Source organism: Allobosea sp., from assembly GCF_030695125.1.
In the GTDB taxonomy this organism is placed as follows: domain Bacteria; phylum Pseudomonadota; class Alphaproteobacteria; order Rhizobiales; family Beijerinckiaceae; genus Allobosea.
In genome coordinates, this window is sequence record NZ_JAUYTP010000026.1 from 73020 (window position 1) to 90787 (window position 17768).

Below are 17768 nucleotides of genomic sequence, written 5' to 3' on the forward strand. Positions count from 1 at the left end.
CTGGTTCACAGCCCGCCCGGGCGACGACCATCAAGACAGGCTCCCATCGGTGAGGGATGCCGGGCTTCCGAGGCTTGGCACGACGGCGAGAGAAACGAAAATATGGGCAAGGTCACGGGCTTTCTCGAATACGACCGGCAGGAGCAGAAGTATCAGCTCGCCGGCGACCGCATCCGCCATTTCCGCGAGTTCACGCTCCCGCTGGAGGAGCGCGACATCAAGAAGCAGGCGGCGCGCTGCATGGATTGCGGCATCCCGTTCTGCCACGGCCCGACCGGCTGCCCCATCCACAACCAGATCCCGGACTGGAACGAGCTGGTCTATTCCGGCGGCTGGGAGGATGCGCTGCGCAACCTCCACTCCACCAACAACTTCCCGGAGTTCACCGGCCGCATCTGCCCGGCGCCCTGCGAGGAGGCCTGCACGCTCAACCTCGAGAACATGCCCGTCACGATCAAGACGATCGAGCAGGCGATCGCCGACAAGGGCTGGCAGGAGGGCTGGATCGTCCCCGAGCCGGCCGCGATCCGCACCGGCAAGAAGATCGCCGTGGTCGGCTCCGGCCCGGCCGGGCTGGCGGCCGCCCAGCAGCTCGCCCGCGTCGGCCACGACGTCCATGTCTATGAGCGCGAGGCGCGCGCCGGCGGCCTGCTGCGCTACGGCATCCCTGACTTCAAGATGGAAAAGAAGCATATCGACCGCCGCGTGAAGCAGATGGAGGCCGAGGGCGTCACCTTCCACTACAACGTCAATGTCGGCGTAACCGTGCCCTTCGCGACGCTGACGGCGGAGCATGACGCCGTGCTGATGAGCGGCGGGGCCGAGGCGCCGCGCGATCCCGGCCTGCCCGACACCCATCTCCAGGGCGTGCATTATGCGATGCCCTACCTGACCCAGCAGAACAAGCGGGTCGGCGGCGAGGACGTCGCGGGGATCACGCCGATCCTGGCCGGCGGCAAGCATGTCGTCGTGATCGGCGGCGGCGACACGGCGTCGGACTGCGTCGGCACGGCGTTCCGCCAGGGCGCGCTGTCCGTGACGCAGCTCGACATCCGCCCGATGGCGCCGGAGATCGAGAACAAGCTGACCGTCTGGCCCTATTGGCCGACGAAGTTCCGCACCTCCTCCTCGCAGGCCGAGGGCGCCGAGCGGGAATTCCAGGCCGCGACTTTGGGGCTGGAAGGCCGCAACGGTCGGCTGACCGGCGTGAAATGCGTCCGCGTCGACGAGAAGCGCAAGCCGATTGCGGGCACCGAATTCGTGCTGCAGGCCGATCTCTGCTTCCTCGCCATCGGTTTCGCGGGCTCGCTGATCGAGGGCATGATCGCGCAGTCGGGCGCGGCCGTGGACAAGCGCGCCAACGTCGTCGCCAATGACAGCGACTATCGCACCAGTGTCGACAAGGTCTTCGTCGCCGGCGACATGCGGCGCGGCCAGTCGCTCGTCGTCTGGGCGATCCGCGAAGGCCGCCAGGCCGCGCATGCGATCGACAAGCATTTGATGGGCGAGACGATTTTGCCGGTGTGAGGGCAGCGCGTCATGCTCGGGCTTGACCCGCGCATCTCGGAAACCAGTGGTTTTTCGTCACGAGATTCTCGGGTCTGCGCTTCGCTGCGCCCGAGAATGACGGCTGGCCCCGGACCTCACCGCGGCCAGCGGTGATCGTCCATCCGCCCCGGCTTCGGCTCGGGCAGGATGCCCTCGCCGAAGATGCGGTCGAGCTGGCCGGCGATCTCGCCGCGGCCGCGCGCCTCGGGGATCGAGACCAGCAGCGCCTGATCGCCCGGCCCGGCCGTGCCGGTCAACGGCAGGATCGGCCCGGCGGCCGGCTTGGCCTGGAGCGCGGCGGGGAGGCTGATCACGGGCAGGCCGGCGACCATCTGGTCGATCAGGCGTTCGATGCCGCCCGGCTGGAGCTCGGGGTTCGTCGGGGCTCCGGTCTCCGGCGAGACGGGCAGGGCGATGACGCTGCCCTGGGTGCCGGGCTCGAACATGCGGCGCACCAGCACATCGACGAAATGCGCCGCCTTGCGGGCGCCGGCGCTGGTGAAGTGGATGCCGTCTCCGAGCCGCAGCCGCATGGTCTGGCCGGAGACGTCGGGGCCCATCGCGGTGTAGCGATTTTCGGCATCGACGAAAGCGCCCCAGAGATCGACATATTGCCCGCCGCTGCGCTCGACCTGCTGGCGATACTGCTCGTTGAAGGTGACGAGATCGACGGACAGCCGCGCATTCTGCACAGGCGGCGCGCCGACCCAGATCAGGGGGATGCGACGACCCGCGAAGACCTGAGACACCGCCGCGATGCGCTCGCGATAGAGTTCGAGCCAGCGCGGGCTCAGCGGTTCATGCACGGTGTCGCCCTCGCGCAGGGCCTGCCGGTCATTGAGGCCGATCAGCATCACGCCGAGGCTGATCTTGGCGTCCCCGGCCAGCAGATCGGTCGCGACCTTGGGCCAGTCGTGGAAATCGGCTCGGACGAGGCCGGAATCGGGCTTCGCCTTCGCGATGACGGCGAGATCCGGCCGGTCCTCCAGCGCGTCCTCCAGCCCGCTGGCGAGCAGGTTCGCCAGCGAATCGCCGATCAGCAGGATGTGGTGGGCGACATCGACCTTGGGAATGACGGGGTCGTCCCTGACGACGACGGGGGCGGCCGGGCGACGGCGGGCCACCGGCGCGACGCGCTGGCGCTGCGGCTGCGCCACCGGGGGAGGCGGCGGCTGCTGCCAGAAGAACTGGAAGAAGCCGCGCTGCTGCGGCTGCGGTTGCTGGAACGACTGGCGGCCCTGCTGCGCGAAGGTTTCCGGGCCGCCGGTGAGCAGCAGCAGGGCGACGAAGGCCGGAAGCAGGAACAGAGAGCGCAAACGCATCGGGCTTTTGGGTCCCGCGCCAGGTTCAGGAGCCGTGATCCTATAGCTCAAAAAGGCCGCGACGTCAGCGCGCGTCGCGCATCTTCGCCAAGAGGGCAGGGGTCGGCCAGCCATCGGCGATCTCCCCGGTGCGGAGCTGGTATTGCCGCACCGCCTCGCGCGTGCCGGTGCCGATGCGCCCGTCTGCGTCGTGGTTGTAGAGGCCGAGCGACTTCAGCCGGCGCTGGAGGTCCTGCAGGCCGGCCTTGTCGAGGCGCGGCGCCTGCACCGGCCAGTCGGCCTGGATCGCCGGGCGGCCCATGATCCGGTCGCCGAGATGGCCGACGGCGAGCGCATAGGCGTCCGAGGAGTTGTACTTCTTGATGACGTCGAAGTTCTCGGTCAGCAGCATCACCGGGCCGCGATGACCGGCGGGGTAGAACAGCCGGCCCTCGCCGGAGGAAGGCAGCCTCGCGCCATCGGCCCGGCGCACGCCTGCCGATGCGAAGGCCGAGAAGCTCGCCCGGTTGAGCTTGTGGTCGAAACCCTGGGGCAAGGTCACCTCGAGCCCCCAGGGCAGCCCTTGCACCCAGCCGAAGCCTTTGAGGTAATTGGCGGTGGAGGCCAAAGCGTCGGCGGTCGAGCTCCAGATGTCGGCATGGCCGTCGCCGGTGAAGTCGACCGCGTATTTGCGGTAGCTCGACGGCATGAACTGAGTGTGGCCCATGGCGCCGGCCCAGGATCCGCGCAGTTCGCGGCGCTCGACATGGCCCTCCTCGATCAGCTCCAGCGCGGTCAGAAGCTCGTCGCGGAAGAAGTCGCCGCGGTAGCGCAGATGCGCCAGCGTCGCCAGCGAGCGGATCGTGTCCTTGTCGCCCTTGAACGAGCCATAGTTGGTTTCCATCCCCCAGACGCCGAGGATGATCTCCCGGGGCACCCCGTAGCGGGCCTCGACCTGGGCCAGAACGGACGCGTTCTCGGCCGCCGCATCGCGCCCGCGCGGGATCCGCGTGCCGCCCACCGCGCTGTTGAGATAGCCCCAGATCGGCGCGGTGAACTCGGACTGCTTCTTCGTCAGCGTGACGATCGAGGGATCGGGCGTCACGCCGCGAAAGGCGGTGTCGAAGGTCGCGCGCGACACGCCGCGCGCCTGCGCCAGCGGCCAGAGCCGTTGCACGAAACCCTCGAAAGAAGCGTTCGCCGGTCGCGCGGCGGGGGTGGGCGTGGCGTCCCGGGCCTTGGCGGCCGAGGTGCTGATCGAGCCGGTGGTCTGCGCGAGCGCAGGCGCGAGGCTGATCAGGGCCGTGACGGCGATGACGGACAGGCGCATGGGACACTCGCTCGGGCGGCTGAAGAGACAGGACTGCTCAAGAGCGCCCGAACAAGATTAACCAAGGGTTAAGCCACGCGGCAAGGATGGGGTGCGCGGTCGCATTGCCGTCGGCTTTGTCACAGGACGGCCCACGAGCGATCGGCTTTGGGCCGATCGGTTTTGGGCTGGGTCAGACCGCGTTGCGCGTCTTCAGCTTGCTCTCCCAGTCGAGCGCCTGGCGGACGATCTCTTCGAGGTCGTCATGCTCCGGCGTCCAGCCGAGTTCGCTGCGGATGCGGTCGGCCCTGGCGATCAGGGATGCCGGGTCGCCGGGGCGGCGGCCGGAATAGGTGACCGGGAAATCCACGCCAGAGACCTGCTTGACGACGCGCACGACCTCGTCGACCGAATAGCCCCGGCCATAGCCGCAATTCAGCGTCAGGCTCCCGCCGCCGCTGCGCAGATGGTCGAGCGCGGCGAGATGAGCCCGGGCGAGATCGGTGACGTGGATATAGTCGCGAATGCAGGTGCCGTCGGGCGTCGGGTAGTCGGTGCCGAAGACCTCGAGGCCCGGGCGCTGGCCGAGCGCCGCCTGGCCGGCGACCTTGATCAGATGCGTCGCGTTGGGCGAGGACTGGCCGGAGCGGCCTTTCGGATCGGCGCCGGCGACGTTGAAGTAGCGCAGGATGATGAAGCTCAGCCCATGGGCGCGGGCGGCGTCGGCCAGCATCCATTCGCTCATCAGCTTGGAGCGGCCATAGGGATTGATCGGGTGCAGGTCGATCTCCTCGGGCACCGGGCTGATTGCGGGCTCGCCATAGACCGCCGCCGTCGAGGAGAAGATGATTCGTTTGACGCCGCCACGCACGGCGCTCTCGAGCAGGCTGCGCGTCTTCACGGTGTTGTTGAGATAATAGCCCAGCGGGTCCGAGACCGATTCCGGCACCACGATCCGGGCGGCGAAATGCGCGATTTCGGTGATGCCGTGCTGCGCGATGACGCGGGCGACCAGGTCCTGGTCGCCGATGTCGCCCTCGACGAAAACGGCCTCCTTCGGCACGGCCCACCAGAAGCCGGTCGAGAGATTGTCGAGCACGACGACGCTCTCGCCGCGATCGAGCAGTTCGAGCACCATATGGCTGCCGATATAGCCGGCTCCGCCCGAAACAAGTACAGCCATGGTCGAATCCCAGCTCCCCGTTGCCCGGAACCGCTCTAACGCAAAAGCGTTGACGTTCTCGCAAGCTCGTTCTGCTATGAGGATGATGTGGACGGCTTGCTACAAGCCGCGAGCGCGCCGCTCTCCCTCTCGAACCGCCCAAGGCACCCAAAGCCGAGGCGCCAATTGGACCTCCCATGTCGAAACGCATTCGCAAGGCTGTCTTCCCCGTCGCCGGTCTGGGCACGCGCTTCCTGCCTGCGACAAAGGCGATCCCGAAGGAAATGCTGACGGTCGTCGATCGTCCGGTGCTCCAGCACGTCGTGGACGAAGCGCGGGCCGCCGGAATCGAGCATTTCGTCTTCATCACGGGCCGCAACAAGGCTGTGATCGAGGATCATTTCGACTTCGCCTATGAGCTGGAGGACACCCTCCGCAAGCGCAACAAGACGGTCGAGATCGAGGCGCTCGCCCTCGATCTCCCGCCCGCCGGCGCGACCAGCTTCACACGCCAGCAGCAGCCGCTGGGTCTCGGCCACGCGGTCTGGTGCGCGCGCGACATCATCGGGGACGACGAGCCCTTCGCCCTGCTGCTGCCCGACATGCTGCACCATACCCATGGCAAGGGCTGCCTTGCCCAGCTGATCGACGCCTATGACAAGCATGGCGGCAACCAGATCGCAGTGGCGCCCGTGCCGGACGACCAGACCCACCAGTATGGCATCGTCGGCGTCGCCAACCGCGAGGCCAAGGTGTCCAAGGTGACGAAGATGGTCGAGAAGCCGGCCAAGGGCACCGCGCCCTCGAACCTGCACATCACCGGCCGCTACATCCTGCAGCCGACGATCTTCAACCTGCTCGCCAACCAGGAGCCCGGCGCGGGCGGCGAGATCCAGCTGACCGATTCGATGATCGCGCTGTCGCGGCTGGAGCCGTTCCATGCGGTGCGCTTCGACGGCGATATCTACGACACCGGTTCGAAGATCGGGTTCCTGACGGCCAATATCGCTTATGCGCTCGACCGCAACGATATCGGACCGCAGTTCCGCCAGGAACTCGAGCGCCTGCTGGATCGCTGATGCGTCGGTTGACGCCGGAGCCGCGCCGGTGAGCGAGGCCGGCCTCGTCTTCGACCGTGTTCTGGGCCGCCGCCGCCTGACGAGGGCGCTGGCAGCCGGCTATCCCGACTTCCTGCTGGAGCGGGCCGCACAGGATCTGGAGGAGCGGCTGGCCGCTGTCCTGCGCCGCTTCGGCGTCGCGGCCGATCTGGGCTCGGCGCTGCCGCTGGCGGCGCCGGTGCTGCAGGGCAAGGCCGACGCCGTGCTGCATATGGCCGAGGCGCCGGGCGGCGCGACGGATCTGGTCGGCGATCTGGAACGCCTGCCCTTCGCGGCGGCCAGCCTCGATCTCGCGGCGTCGCTTTTGGCCCTGCAGGGCGTCAACGATCTGCCGGGCGCGCTGATCCAGATCCGCCGCGCCTTGCGGCCGGACGGGCTGTTCATCGGCTGCCTGCTCGGCGGGCGCACGCTGACCGAGCTGCGGCAGGTCCTGCTGGAAGCCGAGACGGAGACCTCGGGTGGGGTCAGCCCGCGCATCGCGCCCTTCGCTGATCTGCGCGATCTCGGCAGCCTGCTGCAGCGGGCGGGGTTTGCGCTGCCCGTCGTCGACAGCGAGGTCGTGACCGTGCGCTACCGCGACATCTTCGGGCTGCTGCGCGATCTGCGCGCGCTGGGCTGGGGCAATGCCCTGACCGCCCGCCGGCGCACCGGCCTGCGCCGGGATACGCTGATGCGGGCGGCCGCGCTCTACGCCGAGCGCTTCGCCGATCCGGACGGGAAACTGCGCGCGACCTTCGAGATCGTCTGGCTCTCGGGCTGGGCTCCGCATGAAAGCCAGCAGAAGCCGCTGCGGCCGGGCTCCGCCAAGGCGCGTCTGGCGGACGCGCTCGGCGTGCCGGAGATCGGCATGGGCGACCGAGCGGGGGAGTGACATGAGCGGCAAACAGGAGCGTCTCACGCGTGACGCGTTCGGCCTCTTCCGGTCGATCCCGACGCGCTGGGCCGACAATGACGTCTACGGTCACGTCAACAACGTCGTCTATTATTCATGGTTCGACACGGCGGTGAACGCCTGGCTCATCGAGCGCGGCTTCCTCGATATCGCCGGCAGCGCCACGGTCGGCCTCGTCGTCGAGACGACCTGCAGCTATTTCGAGAGCGTCGCCTTTCCGGAGACCGTCGAACTCGGCCTCGGTATCGAGCGCCTCGGCACCAGCTCGGTCACCTACCGGATCGGCGTCTTCCGCCAGGGCGGGGAGAGGGCGGCGGCGCAGGGCCGCTTCACCCATGTCTATGTCGATCGTGCCACGCAGCGCCCTGTTCCGATCCCGCAGGACCTGCGCGCGGTGCTGGAAGGCCTCACATCGTCAGGCGGATCTGGCTGATCTCGCGGGCGATCTGCTGGAACACGGCGTCGAGCTGGCTCGCACTGGAGACCTCGCGATACATGTCCGGCTCGCTGGCGCATTGCTGAAGCAGGTTGCGATCTCCTTCGATGACGCGGACCGTATAGATCTTGATGCCGGCGGCCTTGGCGTCGTCGCAGGCCGAGCGCGTCTTCGGGTTGATCGCGCTGCTGTTGGAATCCCAGCATGTGCGGTTGGTGAAAAACCGGTTCATCGTGTTGTTGCCGTCGGTCAGCACGATCATGTACTTCGTCAGGCGCGGCGTGTTGGCCGCAGCGGCCTCCGAGAATGGGGCGCCGGGGCTGAGCGTGGCCGCGCCCCAGACGACGCCGGAGGTGATGTTCGTGCAGCCCGCCGGCGTCATCGCGCTGACGCTGCTGCGCAACGAGGCCCAGTTCGTCGTGAGCGGTTGAACACGGGAGAGGCTTGAGCTCTCGCAGTTGGCGCCGGGGTAGAGCGTCGTCGTGGCGCCGCTCGGCGTACTGTCCTTGATATCGAGAGGCTCGTCGCGGTCGGAGACGCAGCCGTTCCAATCGGCTTTCTTGACCGCCAGTCGGGGATCCGTGCTGGAGGGGCTGTAGCGCAGCCAGGCTTCGTCGCGGTAGCTGTTGGGGAGGCGCACCTGCGAGGCGAAGGGCACCAGCGAGACCTTGATCTGCCCGGTTTCGACGCTGGCGTTCTCCAGCGTCGTCAGCAGCGTGTTGGAGGCCTTCTTCAGCTCGGTCATCTTGTTGGATGAGGCCATCGAGCCGGTGTTGTCGAGCACCAGCGCGAGTTCGATCGTGTTGGTGCCCCAGGCGGCCTGTGCGCTCGACGAGACGGGGATGGTGTCGACGCCGATCACCTTTGTCAGGCTCGTCTCGACGGTGGTGTTGGCGGTGACGTTGACGGTACGGGCGGTGCGGTCGATCGCGACCGTGTAGGTCCCCAGCGCGGCGTTCGCATTGCCGGCGAGATTGGCGCGGATCAGCGCCTCCGCCCGGGTCCTGAGCTGGGTGTCGGTCAGCTTGGTGGCGTCGCGGGCCACCATCAGCGCAGCCGAATCAACGGCGGCGTTCAGGCTCGTGCGCGCCGAGGTGGCGCGGCCATAGTCGATGAAGGCACCGGCGATGCCGACCAGCGGGATCGCGGCAAAGCCGAACAGAATCGCGACATTGCCGGAGGCGTCTTTCCTGAAACGGGACATAAGCGACATCAACTGTTCCTCCCCGGCACGGTCGGCTGCATGCTGCGGGAATCAGCGCAGAACCTGTGCCAGCCGGGCGGTTTTGCTGTCGGAATGCGTTGTCTCTGCCGGTCAGGCGCGCTATGCCCCGCGCAATCGAAACTGGCCGTGCGGCCGGAACGCCAGGAACCCTCGCCCCGTGATTCCCAACGACATCAAGATCACGCCGCAGCTCGTCGCCGAACACGGCCTGAAGCCCGACGAGTACCAGCGATTCCTGCATCTGATCGGGCGCGAGCCCTCGATCACGGAGCTCGGCATCGTCTCGGCGATGTGGAACGAGCACTGCTCGTACAAATCCTCGAAGATCCATCTCAAGACGCTGCCGACCAAGGCGCCCTGGGTGATCCAGGGGCCCGGCGAGAATGCCGGCGTGATCGACATCGGCGACGGGCTCGCCATCGTCTTCAAGATGGAGAGCCACAACCACCCGTCCTTCATCGAGCCCTATCAGGGCGCGACGACGGGTGTGGGCGGCATCCTGCGCGACGTCTTCACCATGGGCGCGCGGCCGATCGCGGTGCTCGATGCGCTGCGCTTCGGCTCGCCGGACCATCCGCGCACCCGCCATCTCGTCTCGGGCGTCGTCGCCGGCGTCGGCGGCTACGGCAATTCCTTCGGCGTGCCCAATGTCGGCGGCCTGACCGGCTTCCACACGCGCTATGACGGCAACATCCTGGTCAACGCCATGGCGGTCGGCATCGCCCGGGCCGACGAGATCTTCTACGCCAAGGCCTCGGGCGTCGGCAAAGCGATCGTCTATCTGGGATCCAAGACCGGCCGCGACGGCATCCATGGCGCGACCATGGCCTCGGCCGCCTTCGGCGAGGGCGCCGAGGAAAAGCGCCCGACGGTGCAGGTCGGCGACCCCTTCGCCGAGAAGCTCCTGCTCGAGGCCTGCCTCGAGATCATGGCGGCCGGCCATGTCGACGCGATCCAGGACATGGGCGCGGCGGGCCTGACCTGCTCGGCCGTCGAGATGGGCGCCAAGGGCGATCTCGGTGTCGAGCTGAACCTCGATGCCGTGCCCTGCCGCGAGGACGGCATGAGCGCCTATGAGATGATGCTGTCGGAGAGCCAGGAGCGCATGCTCATGGTGATCAAGCCGGGCCATGAGGAGCCCGCCGAAGCCATTTTCAAGAAATGGGGCCTGGATTTCGCGGTCATCGGCCACACCACCGACGATCTGCGTTTCGTCGTGAAGCACCAGGGCGAGGTCATGGCCGACCTTCCGATCAAGGAGCTCGGCGACGAGGCGCCCGAATATGACCGGCCCTGGATCGAGACGCCGCGCCAGCAGCGGATTGCGCCCGAGAGCGTGGTGCCGCCGGTGTCCAACGCGCAGGCGCTGCTGACGCTGATCGGCTCGCCCGATCTGTGCTCGAAGCGCTGGGTCTGGGAGCAGTACGACACGCTGATCCTGGGCAATTCGGTGGTGACGCCGGGCGGCGATGCCGGGCTGATCCGCATCGAGGACGGGCCGAAGGGCCTGGCCATGACTGCCGACGTGACGCCGCGCTATTGCGAGGCCGATCCCTTCGAGGGCGGCAAGCAGGCGGTGGCGGAAGCCTGGCGCAATCTCACCGCGACCGGGGCGACCCCGCTCGCGGTCACCGACAATCTGAACTTCGGCAATCCGGAGCGGCCCGAGGTGATGGGCCAGCTCGTCGGCTGCATCAAGGGCATCGGCGAGGCCTGCCGCGCGCTCGACTTCCCCGTCGTCTCCGGCAATGTCTCGCTCTACAACGAGACCAACGGCGTCTCGATCCTGCCGACCCCGACCATTGGCGGCGTTGGCGTGCTGGCGGATGTGACGAAGCACGCCACCGTCGCCTTCAAGGCGGAGGGCGAGGCGATCCTGCTGGTCGGCGAGACCTCCGGCTGGCTCGGCCAGAGCGCCTATCTCGCGACGGTCTGCAGCCGGGAGGAGGGCGCCCCGCCGCCGGTCGATCTGGCCGTCGAGCGTCGCAACGGCGATGTCGTGCGGGGTCTGATCACGGCCGGGCGGGTCAGCGCCTGCCACGATCTCTCGGATGGCGGTCTTGCCGTTGCGCTGGCGGAGATGGCGATGGCCGGCGGGATCGGTGCCACCATCGAGACGCTGCCGGCGGGGCCGGCGCATGCCGTCCTCTTCGGCGAGGATCAGGCGCGCTATCTGGTCACGGTTCCCGAGGCTTCGGCCGAGGCCGTCCGGGCCGAGATCGCGGCAGCGGGCGTGCCGGTTCTGGTGCTGGGGCGGACTGGCGGCGACACCTTCGCGCTGCCCGGCGAGACGCCGCTGGCGCTGGCGGAGCTCAAGACCGCGCATGAAACCTGGCTGCCGGCCTATATGGCCGGCAAGGCCGCCTGAGGAGAACCGCCATGGCGATGGATGCCCACGACATCGAGGCGATGATCAAGGCGGCGCTGCCGGATGCGATCGTCGAGATCAAGGATCTCGCCGGCGACGGCGACCATTATGCGGCAACCGTGACCTCGGCCGCCTTCAAGGGCAAGACCCGGGTGCAGCAGCACCAGATGGTCTATGCCGCGCTGAAGGGGAACATGGGCGGCGTCCTGCACGCTCTTGCGCTGACGACGGTGACGCCTGATATTTGAGGCGAACCCTGGAGCAGCCGCCATGGCCGAGCCCGATCCGACCGTCGCCAACCACACGCTCGTTCTCCTGCGCAGCATGGACCGCAAGCTCGATCACGTCATCGAGACGCTCGGGCGACACGACGTTCGCCTCGGACGGCTGGAGCGCGACATCGGCGAGGTCAGGCGCGACATCGGGGAGATCAAGAGCGATGTCGTCCTGCTCGAGAATCGTGTGCTGACCCAGACCAACGAGATTCTGCGCGTTGTCCATCGCCTGAACGAGCACGATGCTCTGGCGGGACAGAGCTGATTGGAGAGATGACCATGACCGACGTCAACGCCCGCCTCGATGCCGAAGTGAAGTCCGCCGATGTGGTGCTCTTCATGAAGGGCACGCCGCAATTCCCGATGTGCGGCTTCTCGGGGCAGGTCGTGCAGATCCTGTCCTATGTCGGCGTGCCGTTCAAAGGCGTGAACGTGCTGGAGGATCAGGAGATTCGCGAGGGCATCAAGGCCTATTCCAACTGGCCCACGATCCCGCAGCTCTACGTCAAGGGCGAGTTCGTCGGCGGCTGCGACATCACCCGCGAGATGTTCCAGGCCGGCGAGTTGCAGGCGCTGCTCGCGGACAAGGGCATCGCGGTCAAGCAGGCGAGCTGAACCCCGCCGCCGGTCCGACAAACCCGCGCCCCATTCGCCCTCTTCCGTGCGCGCCGCTCACGGGAGACGCCGATGCCTCGCTTCATCACGACCGCCATCCTCGCCTGCGCCACTGCGGCGCCCCTGCTCGCGCCGGCACCGGCTCTCGCCGACTGGGACAAGGCGAGGCTGTCGCGTGAGATCGTTGCGATCGAGCGGGAGGCCAAGGGCCGGCTCGGCGTCGCCCTGCTCGATCTGAAGGACCGGTCGCTCTGGTCGCATCGCGGCAGCGAGCGCTTCCCGATGCAGAGCGTGTTCAAATGGCCGCTGGCCATTGCGGCCCTGCAGGCGGTCGAGGCCGGCAAGCTGCGGCTCGATCAGCCGATCACGATCCGGCGCAGCGAGTTTTCGCTCTATCACAGCCCGCTTGCCAAGGCGTTCAAGGGCGAGGCCAACGCCTATCCGGTGCGGGAGCTGCTCGCGCTGGCGGCCGGCGAGAGCGACAACACCGCCGCCGACATCCTGATGCGCGAAATCGGCGGGCCGCAGGCGGTGACCGCCATGCTGAAGGCCGGCGGCATCACGGGCATCTCCGTCGACCGCTATGAGCGGCAGTTCCAGCCGGAGGTCTTCGGCCTGCCGGGCTTCGGCTGGTCGCAGGTGATCGACGAGCCTGCCTATCGCGCCAGGCTGTCCGCGCTCGATCCCGCGAAACGCAAGACGGCCCTGCAGGCGGCCCTGAAGGACCCGCGCGACAGCGCCACGCCCGAGGCCAGCGTCGCCTTCGTCGAGGCGCAGGCGAAGGGCAACTGGCTGCGTGAGCCGGCGCACAGCGCGCTGATCGACAGGATCACCCTGGAAACGAAGTCGGGCCCCGACCGCATCCGCGCCGGGCTCCCGGCCGGATCGCGCTTCGCCCACAAGACCGGCGCCGGCCTGACCATGGACGGCATCAACCACGCCACCAACGATATCGGCCTCGTCACGCTGCCGAACGGGCGGGTCTTCGCCATCGCGGTCTATCTCGCCGGCTCGATGGCGGATTTAAAGCAGCGCGAAGCGGCCCATGCCGCGGTGGCGCGGCTGGCGGTCGCGGCGCTGCGCTAGGCGCGCTTGGCCAGCCGCTCGGCGATGAAGATGCCGCCGAGCACGAGCAGCAGGGCGACGCCATGATAGAGCGCGAGCTGCTCGCCGAGGATCAGAACGGCGAGGATGGGCGCGAAGACCGGCACGAGATTGACGAAGACGCCGGCGCGCCCCGGGCCGATCAGCTCGACCGAGCGCATAAAGAAGAGCTGCGACAGGATCGAGGGACCGATCGCGACATAGAGCAGGATCAGCCAGCCCTGCGGCGCCTTCACCACGAAGGCACCCTGCGCGACCTCGATCGCCAGCAGCGGCAGCGAGACCAGGCAGGCGACCATCGCCAGCGCCGAGAAGAAGACGAGGCCGGGCACCTGCGGCCGCGAGCGGATCGCCACCGTGTAGCCCGCATAGAAGGTGCAGGCGACGATCATGAAGAGATCGCCCGGCGCGAAGGCGAACTGCCGGAGCACCGCGAACTCGCCGCGGCTGGCGACGACGGCGACGCCGAGCAGCGTGACGAGGACGCCGAGTGCCTGCACCGGGCCGATCGGCGTGCGATAGGCGATGAAGGCGCCGACCAGCACGAAGACGGGAATAGAGCCTTGGAGAATGCCGATATTGATCGCGGTCGTCGAATAGGCGGCGAGGTACATCAGCGCGTTGAAGGCGGTGAAGCCGACCGTGCCCATCGCCACGATGAATTTCCAGTGGGCCCGCAGCACCGGCCAATGCGCCCTGATCTGATGGCGCAGCAGCACCGGCATGACCGCGCAGACCACGACCCAGCGCAGCGAGGTCAGCGCCATCGGCGAGATGGCGTCGACAGCGAGGCGGCCGGCCACCGCATTGCCGCCCCACATCAGCGTCGTCAGCGTCAGCAGCAGATAGGCATTGCCCCAGAGGCGATGCGGCAGGGTCCGGGTCTCGGGCAAGAGCTCAACCTGACAGGAAAGGGGCCCCTGCAATAGCCTTGCGCGGCCTTCGCGTCATGTGGGATGAGGCGCAGGCTCGCCCGGCGCTCGGCGCATCCCTTCCTTCGATCTGTTGTCGGCCTGTCCCATGCTCGATGTTTCGTCCCGTCCGCTGCGCCTGCTCTTCGTCGACGGCAACACCCGTGCCCAGCGCGAAAGCCATGCTGCCGGCTATGGCGGCCTGCAGCCGGCGCAGGCCTATGCCGAGGAGATCGCCGCGATCGAGCCCGGCATCGTGGCCGACATCTGCCTGCCGGCCGACGTGGGCGCCAATCTTCCCGACGGCGCCGGCCTGCAATCCTATGATGGCATCGTCCTGACCGGCTCGGCCCTGCACATCTATCAGATCGAGCCGGCGGTGACCCGGCAGATCGAGCTGATGCGCGCGATCTACGCCAGCGGCACGCCCTGCTTCGGCTCCTGCTGGGGCATCCAGATGGGCGCGGTCGCGGCCGGCGGTACGGTGACCGCCAACCCCAACGGCCGCGAGGTCGGCTTTGCGCGCAAGATCACGCCGAGCGAGGCCGGCCGCAACCACCCGCTGCTGGCGGGGCGCCCGGCGGCTTTCGATGCGCCCGCGATCCATCTCGACACCGTGGTCCAGCCGCCGCACGGCACCACGATCCTGGCCTCCAACGCCTACAGCCAGGTCCAGGCGGCCGAGATCCGCCATGAGGGCGGGGTGTTTTGGGGCGTGCAGTATCACCCCGAATTCCCGCTGCGCCAGGTCGCCTCGATCCTCGGGCGGATGGTGCCGGTGCTGATCGAGGAGGGCTTCCGGTCGGACGAGGCCGCCGCGGAAACCTGGCTCGCCGAGCTGCGCGCGCTCGACGCCGACAAGAGCCGCCAGGACCTCGCCTGGGCGCATGGGCTCGACGCCGAGGTGCTGGACGATATGCGCCGCGTCACCGAGCTGCGCAATTTCCTGGACCAGCGCGTCAGGCCCCAGGCGAGCGCGCGCGGACGGGCCTGATCCGGCGGGGCGGGCCTCCGCCGCCGCTCTGTTTCGCGCCGTTTCGGGGCGCCACCCGGCAATATTCGTTTACGTAGCGCTAACCATAACCGATGCCCTCTGCGCTCCTGCGCTGCCTTGGACGGCGGCGATTCGGGGGGCCGTCCGCCCTCCGAAATGGCAAGGGCTATGATGGTTTTGGCGACGGCGGGCGCAGGTGTGCCGCAGGGGTTCGTACGGGTTTCGCCCCGGCTTTCCCCGCTTCCAGCGCCCGATATGCCTCCCGCCGACAGCAAAACCCGGCCCGAAGCGACCCGGCCCGCGCCCCGCGGCGCAGCTCCTGCTCGCCGGCAAGCCGCTGAAGCTCGAGGCGGGCGCAGCCTGGATCCGCAACGGCAATACCGGCACGAGCGCGCTGGCGAGCTTCCAGACCCTGCCCGGCGCGAGCTTCAGCGTCGGCGGAACCGCGCTCGACCGCAATGCGCTGCGCACCACAGCATCGGCCGAACTCAAGCTGACGGACGCGATCGTGCTCGCCACCAGCCTGGAGGGCGAGTTCGCCCAGAACAGCCGCAGCTTCGGCGGCAAGGCCGCCCTGCGCTACCAGTGGTAGCCGCCAGGCGCGGCCCGCCGTCGGCGCGCTTGATCGGCTAGCCTCCGACAGGCGCGGCGCCGCCCTCCGAACCCGACGCCTCCCACGGCTCCGCCTCGCGCGCCTCTTGCCGCAGTCTGGCCCGCGAGAGGCCCCAACCGGCCGTCGTACGCCACAGGCGCGACCTCTCGTCCAAAGCAGACGATCGTCATGGCGTCGCCTTGCCTTAGAGGCAGGGAGCGAAATCGCGTCTGGCACGGCCTTGGGGGCCGCTTTCGCGGGCGGTGAGGCCGAAAGTCATCGCTTGGCTCGCGCAGCGTTATGCGTTGATTAATCGAATTTTAAACCGTGGATGGTCAAATATATCGCAAGGAGATGCCCTGCTTGACTATCAGGGCTTCAAATCCGCTACGGAATTGGCGCTGCCTGCACATCTCTCCCGCTCACAACGGCGTCGTTCAGGCGCCGTGATCGAAAGCGAAACGTCTTGAAATCGATCCGCACGAAAATCCTGGCGATCCTGGCGATCATTTCGCTCGGTGCCGTCTTCTCCGCCGCTCTGGGCCTGTGGGCGCTGTCGCGCACCAACGATCTCAGCCAGCGTTCCGCGGTGCTGGCCGATCTCACGCTGTTCACGGACCGGATCAACGGCCATGTGCTGGGTGTGGTGATGGACGCCCGCGGCGTTTACATGTCGAAGGACGCTGCCGCCGCCGAGCCCTTCGCCAAGGGCATGGAGGCGCGCTTCCCGCAGATGCGGGCGCTGGCGGCCGATCTTACCAAGATCGCGCCCGAAGCCGAGAAGACCCAGACGCGGGCGATCGAAAAGGCCATCGCCGATTTCATCACCTTCCGCTCGGAGACGATCCGTCTGGCGCGCGAGGTTTCGACGGCGGCCGCCAACACGCAGGGCAACAACGAGGCCAACCGCAACAACCGCAAGGCCTTGAACGATCTGCTGGTCGCCTTCGCCAAGACCACTGACGCCGCCAGCGGGGCTCTGGAAGAAGAAGGCCGCGCGTTCACCGGGATGGTGCAGATCGGTTTGCCGATCCTGCTGGGCGTGACCCTGCTCGGCTCGATGCTGATCGCGCTGTTCTTTGCCCAGCGCTCGCTGACCAAGCCGATCCTCGATCTCAGCGCCGTCATGGCCGCACTCACCAATGGCGATCTCAAGGTCTCCGTGCCCCATCTCGGCCGCCAGGACGAGATCGGCACGATGGCCAAGGCCGTCTCGGTGCTGCGGGACAGCAGCGAGCAGGTCGCGATCCTGCAGCAGCAGGAGCAGGCGGCCGCTGCGGCGCGCCTGGCCCGGGCCCAGTCGATGGAGGCCGTCGTCTCCGATGTCGGCGAAGTCGTCGCGGCGGCTGCGGCGGGCGATTTCTCGGCGCGGCTGCAGATCGACCATGCCGACGAACAGATGCAGAAGCTTGTCTCGGGCATCAACGAGATCAACGCCGTCGTCGATGGCGCGACCAGCGACTTCTCCAGCGCGCTCCAGGCGATCGCGGCGGGCGACCTGACGCATCAGGTCGAGAAGACCTATCATGGCCGCTTCGCCGATCTGAAGAACGCCATCAACGACACGGTCGAGCGCCTGTCCTCGACGGTGAAGACGATCCAGCTGACCTCGGCCGATGTCGGCCTCGCCGCCCGCGAGATCAACATGGGCGCCGACGACCTGTCCAAGCGCACCGAGGAGCAGGCCTCCTCGCTGGAAGAGACCGCGGCGACGACCGAAGAACTCGCAGCCTCGGTGAAGGCCACCGCCCAGGCCTCGCGCCAGGCGGCGACCGTCGCCGACGAGGCGATGAAGGCGGCGCAGAACGGCGGCGCCATCGCCGGCCAGGCCGTCGACGCGATGTCGCGGATCGAGAGCGCCTCGACGAAGATCTCCGACATCATCCGCGTCATCGACGACATCGCCTTCCAGACCAAT

The 17768-nt window shown here is 68.0% G+C and carries 17 protein-coding genes; 12 read left to right on the forward strand and 5 right to left on the reverse strand.

Features of this window, described 5'->3' with window-relative positions; translation table 11 throughout:
* Positions 1-102: 102 nt before the first annotated feature.
* Positions 103-1527 carry a glutamate synthase subunit beta gene (locus Q8S38_RS07500; RefSeq protein ID WP_305679800.1) on the forward strand — a complete coding sequence of 475 codons (1425 nt, stop codon included), beginning with the start codon at positions 103-105 and terminating at the stop codon, positions 1525-1527.
* Between the two features lie 116 nt (positions 1528-1643).
* Here Q8S38_RS07500 and Q8S38_RS07505 read toward each other — a convergent pair whose 3' ends face one another.
* The 3 genes from Q8S38_RS07505 to galE form a co-directional block, all read right to left on the reverse strand.
* Positions 1644-2870, reverse strand: coding sequence for an SGNH/GDSL hydrolase family protein (locus Q8S38_RS07505; protein ID WP_305679801.1), 1227 nt, complete (start codon positions 2868-2870; stop codon positions 1644-1646).
* Positions 2871-2934: 64 nt separating this feature from the next.
* On the reverse strand, positions 2935-4179 hold the full coding sequence (locus Q8S38_RS07510; protein ID WP_305679802.1) for a lytic murein transglycosylase: 1245 nt from the start codon (positions 4177-4179) through the stop codon (positions 2935-2937).
* Positions 4180-4351: 172 nt separating this feature from the next.
* The gene (gene galE / locus Q8S38_RS07515; RefSeq protein WP_305679803.1) at positions 4352-5341 is read right to left on the reverse strand and encodes a UDP-glucose 4-epimerase GalE; all 990 of its coding nucleotides are present in this window, start codon (positions 5339-5341) and stop codon (positions 4352-4354) included.
* Positions 5342-5517: 176 nt separating this feature from the next.
* Here galE and Q8S38_RS07520 point away from each other — a divergent pair, with 176 nt between their 5' ends.
* Genes Q8S38_RS07520 through Q8S38_RS07530 form a run of 3 tightly spaced genes read left to right on the forward strand, consistent with a single transcriptional unit; the run spans position 5518 to position 7763 of the window.
* Positions 5518-6399, forward strand: coding sequence for a UTP--glucose-1-phosphate uridylyltransferase (locus Q8S38_RS07520; RefSeq protein ID WP_305679804.1), 882 nt, complete (start codon positions 5518-5520; stop codon positions 6397-6399).
* 28 nt (positions 6400-6427) lie between these two features.
* Complete coding sequence (locus tag Q8S38_RS07525; RefSeq protein ID WP_305679805.1) at positions 6428-7309, forward strand: methyltransferase domain-containing protein; 882 nt, start codon at positions 6428-6430, stop codon at positions 7307-7309.
* 1 nt (position 7310) lies between these two features.
* A complete protein-coding gene (locus tag Q8S38_RS07530; RefSeq protein WP_305679806.1) occupies positions 7311-7763 on the forward strand; it encodes an acyl-CoA thioesterase in 453 nt (150 codons plus the stop codon).
* On the opposite strand, the gene Q8S38_RS07535 is transcribed toward Q8S38_RS07530, so the two are convergent.
* Positions 7738-8979 carry a vWA domain-containing protein gene (locus tag Q8S38_RS07535; protein ID WP_305679807.1) on the reverse strand — a complete coding sequence of 414 codons (1242 nt, stop codon included), beginning with the start codon at positions 8977-8979 and terminating at the stop codon, positions 7738-7740. The two genes, Q8S38_RS07530 and Q8S38_RS07535, sit on opposite strands and share 26 nt — an antisense overlap.
* A gap of 169 nt (positions 8980-9148) precedes the next feature.
* On the opposite strand from Q8S38_RS07535, the gene purL reads away from it, so the two are divergent.
* The 5 genes from purL (at position 9149) to bla (ending at position 13335) form a co-directional block, all read left to right on the forward strand.
* Positions 9149-11359: a phosphoribosylformylglycinamidine synthase subunit PurL gene (gene purL / locus Q8S38_RS07540; protein ID WP_371125851.1), complete on the forward strand. Its 2211-nt coding sequence runs from the start codon at positions 9149-9151 to the stop codon at positions 11357-11359.
* A gap of 11 nt (positions 11360-11370) precedes the next feature.
* Positions 11371-11607 (forward strand): BolA family protein, encoded by a 237-nt coding sequence (locus Q8S38_RS07545; protein ID WP_069056509.1) that lies wholly within the window; start codon positions 11371-11373, stop codon positions 11605-11607.
* A 22-nt stretch (positions 11608-11629) separates the two neighbouring features.
* On the forward strand, positions 11630-11899 hold the full coding sequence (locus Q8S38_RS07550) for a hypothetical protein (RefSeq protein WP_305679808.1): 270 nt from the start codon (positions 11630-11632) through the stop codon (positions 11897-11899).
* A 14-nt stretch (positions 11900-11913) separates the two neighbouring features.
* Positions 11914-12249 carry a Grx4 family monothiol glutaredoxin gene (gene grxD, locus Q8S38_RS07555; protein WP_305679809.1) on the forward strand — a complete coding sequence of 112 codons (336 nt, stop codon included), beginning with the start codon at positions 11914-11916 and terminating at the stop codon, positions 12247-12249.
* Positions 12250-12321: 72 nt separating this feature from the next.
* Positions 12322-13335, forward strand: coding sequence for a class A beta-lactamase (gene bla / locus Q8S38_RS07560; RefSeq protein ID WP_305679810.1), 1014 nt, complete (start codon positions 12322-12324; stop codon positions 13333-13335).
* On the opposite strand, the gene Q8S38_RS07565 is transcribed toward bla, so the two are convergent.
* Positions 13332-14246: a DMT family transporter gene (locus Q8S38_RS07565; RefSeq protein ID WP_305679811.1), complete on the reverse strand. Its 915-nt coding sequence runs from the start codon at positions 14244-14246 to the stop codon at positions 13332-13334. The genes bla and Q8S38_RS07565 overlap by 4 nt on opposite strands.
* Before the next feature lie 127 nt (positions 14247-14373).
* Between Q8S38_RS07565 and Q8S38_RS07570 the strand changes: the two genes are divergently transcribed.
* From Q8S38_RS07570 to Q8S38_RS07580, 3 genes are all read left to right on the forward strand, one after another.
* Positions 14374-15258 carry a type 1 glutamine amidotransferase gene (locus Q8S38_RS07570; protein ID WP_305679812.1) on the forward strand — a complete coding sequence of 295 codons (885 nt, stop codon included), beginning with the start codon at positions 14374-14376 and terminating at the stop codon, positions 15256-15258.
* A 196-nt stretch (positions 15259-15454) separates the two neighbouring features.
* On the forward strand, positions 15455-15850 hold the full coding sequence (locus Q8S38_RS07575; RefSeq protein WP_305679813.1) for an autotransporter outer membrane beta-barrel domain-containing protein: 396 nt from the start codon (positions 15455-15457) through the stop codon (positions 15848-15850).
* A 466-nt stretch (positions 15851-16316) separates the two neighbouring features.
* Positions 16317-17768 (forward strand): methyl-accepting chemotaxis protein (locus Q8S38_RS07580; RefSeq protein ID WP_305679814.1); only part of this gene is annotated, 1452 nt, incomplete at its 3' end.

Coding starts and splice junctions, on each gene's coding strand:
- Q8S38_RS07500 (WP_305679800.1), top strand. CDS start 103: ATGGGCAAGGTCACGGGCTTTCTCGAATACGACCGGCAGGAGCAGAAG.
- Q8S38_RS07505 (WP_305679801.1), bottom strand. CDS start 2,870: ATGCGTTTGCGCTCTCTGTTCCTGCTTCCGGCCTTCGTCGCCCTGCTG.
- Q8S38_RS07510 (WP_305679802.1), bottom strand. CDS start 4,179: ATGCGCCTGTCCGTCATCGCCGTCACGGCCCTGATCAGCCTCGCGCCT.
- galE (WP_305679803.1), bottom strand. CDS start 5,341: ATGGCTGTACTTGTTTCGGGCGGAGCCGGCTATATCGGCAGCCATATG.
- Q8S38_RS07520 (WP_305679804.1), top strand. CDS start 5,518: ATGTCGAAACGCATTCGCAAGGCTGTCTTCCCCGTCGCCGGTCTGGGC.
- Q8S38_RS07530 (WP_305679806.1), top strand. CDS start 7,311: ATGAGCGGCAAACAGGAGCGTCTCACGCGTGACGCGTTCGGCCTCTTC.
- Q8S38_RS07535 (WP_305679807.1), bottom strand. CDS start 8,979: ATGTCGCTTATGTCCCGTTTCAGGAAAGACGCCTCCGGCAATGTCGCG.
- Q8S38_RS07545 (WP_069056509.1), top strand. CDS start 11,371: ATGGCGATGGATGCCCACGACATCGAGGCGATGATCAAGGCGGCGCTG.
- Q8S38_RS07550 (WP_305679808.1), top strand. CDS start 11,630: ATGGCCGAGCCCGATCCGACCGTCGCCAACCACACGCTCGTTCTCCTG.
- grxD (WP_305679809.1), top strand. CDS start 11,914: ATGACCGACGTCAACGCCCGCCTCGATGCCGAAGTGAAGTCCGCCGAT.
- bla (WP_305679810.1), top strand. CDS start 12,322: ATGCCTCGCTTCATCACGACCGCCATCCTCGCCTGCGCCACTGCGGCG.
- Q8S38_RS07570 (WP_305679812.1), top strand. CDS start 14,374: ATGCTCGATGTTTCGTCCCGTCCGCTGCGCCTGCTCTTCGTCGACGGC.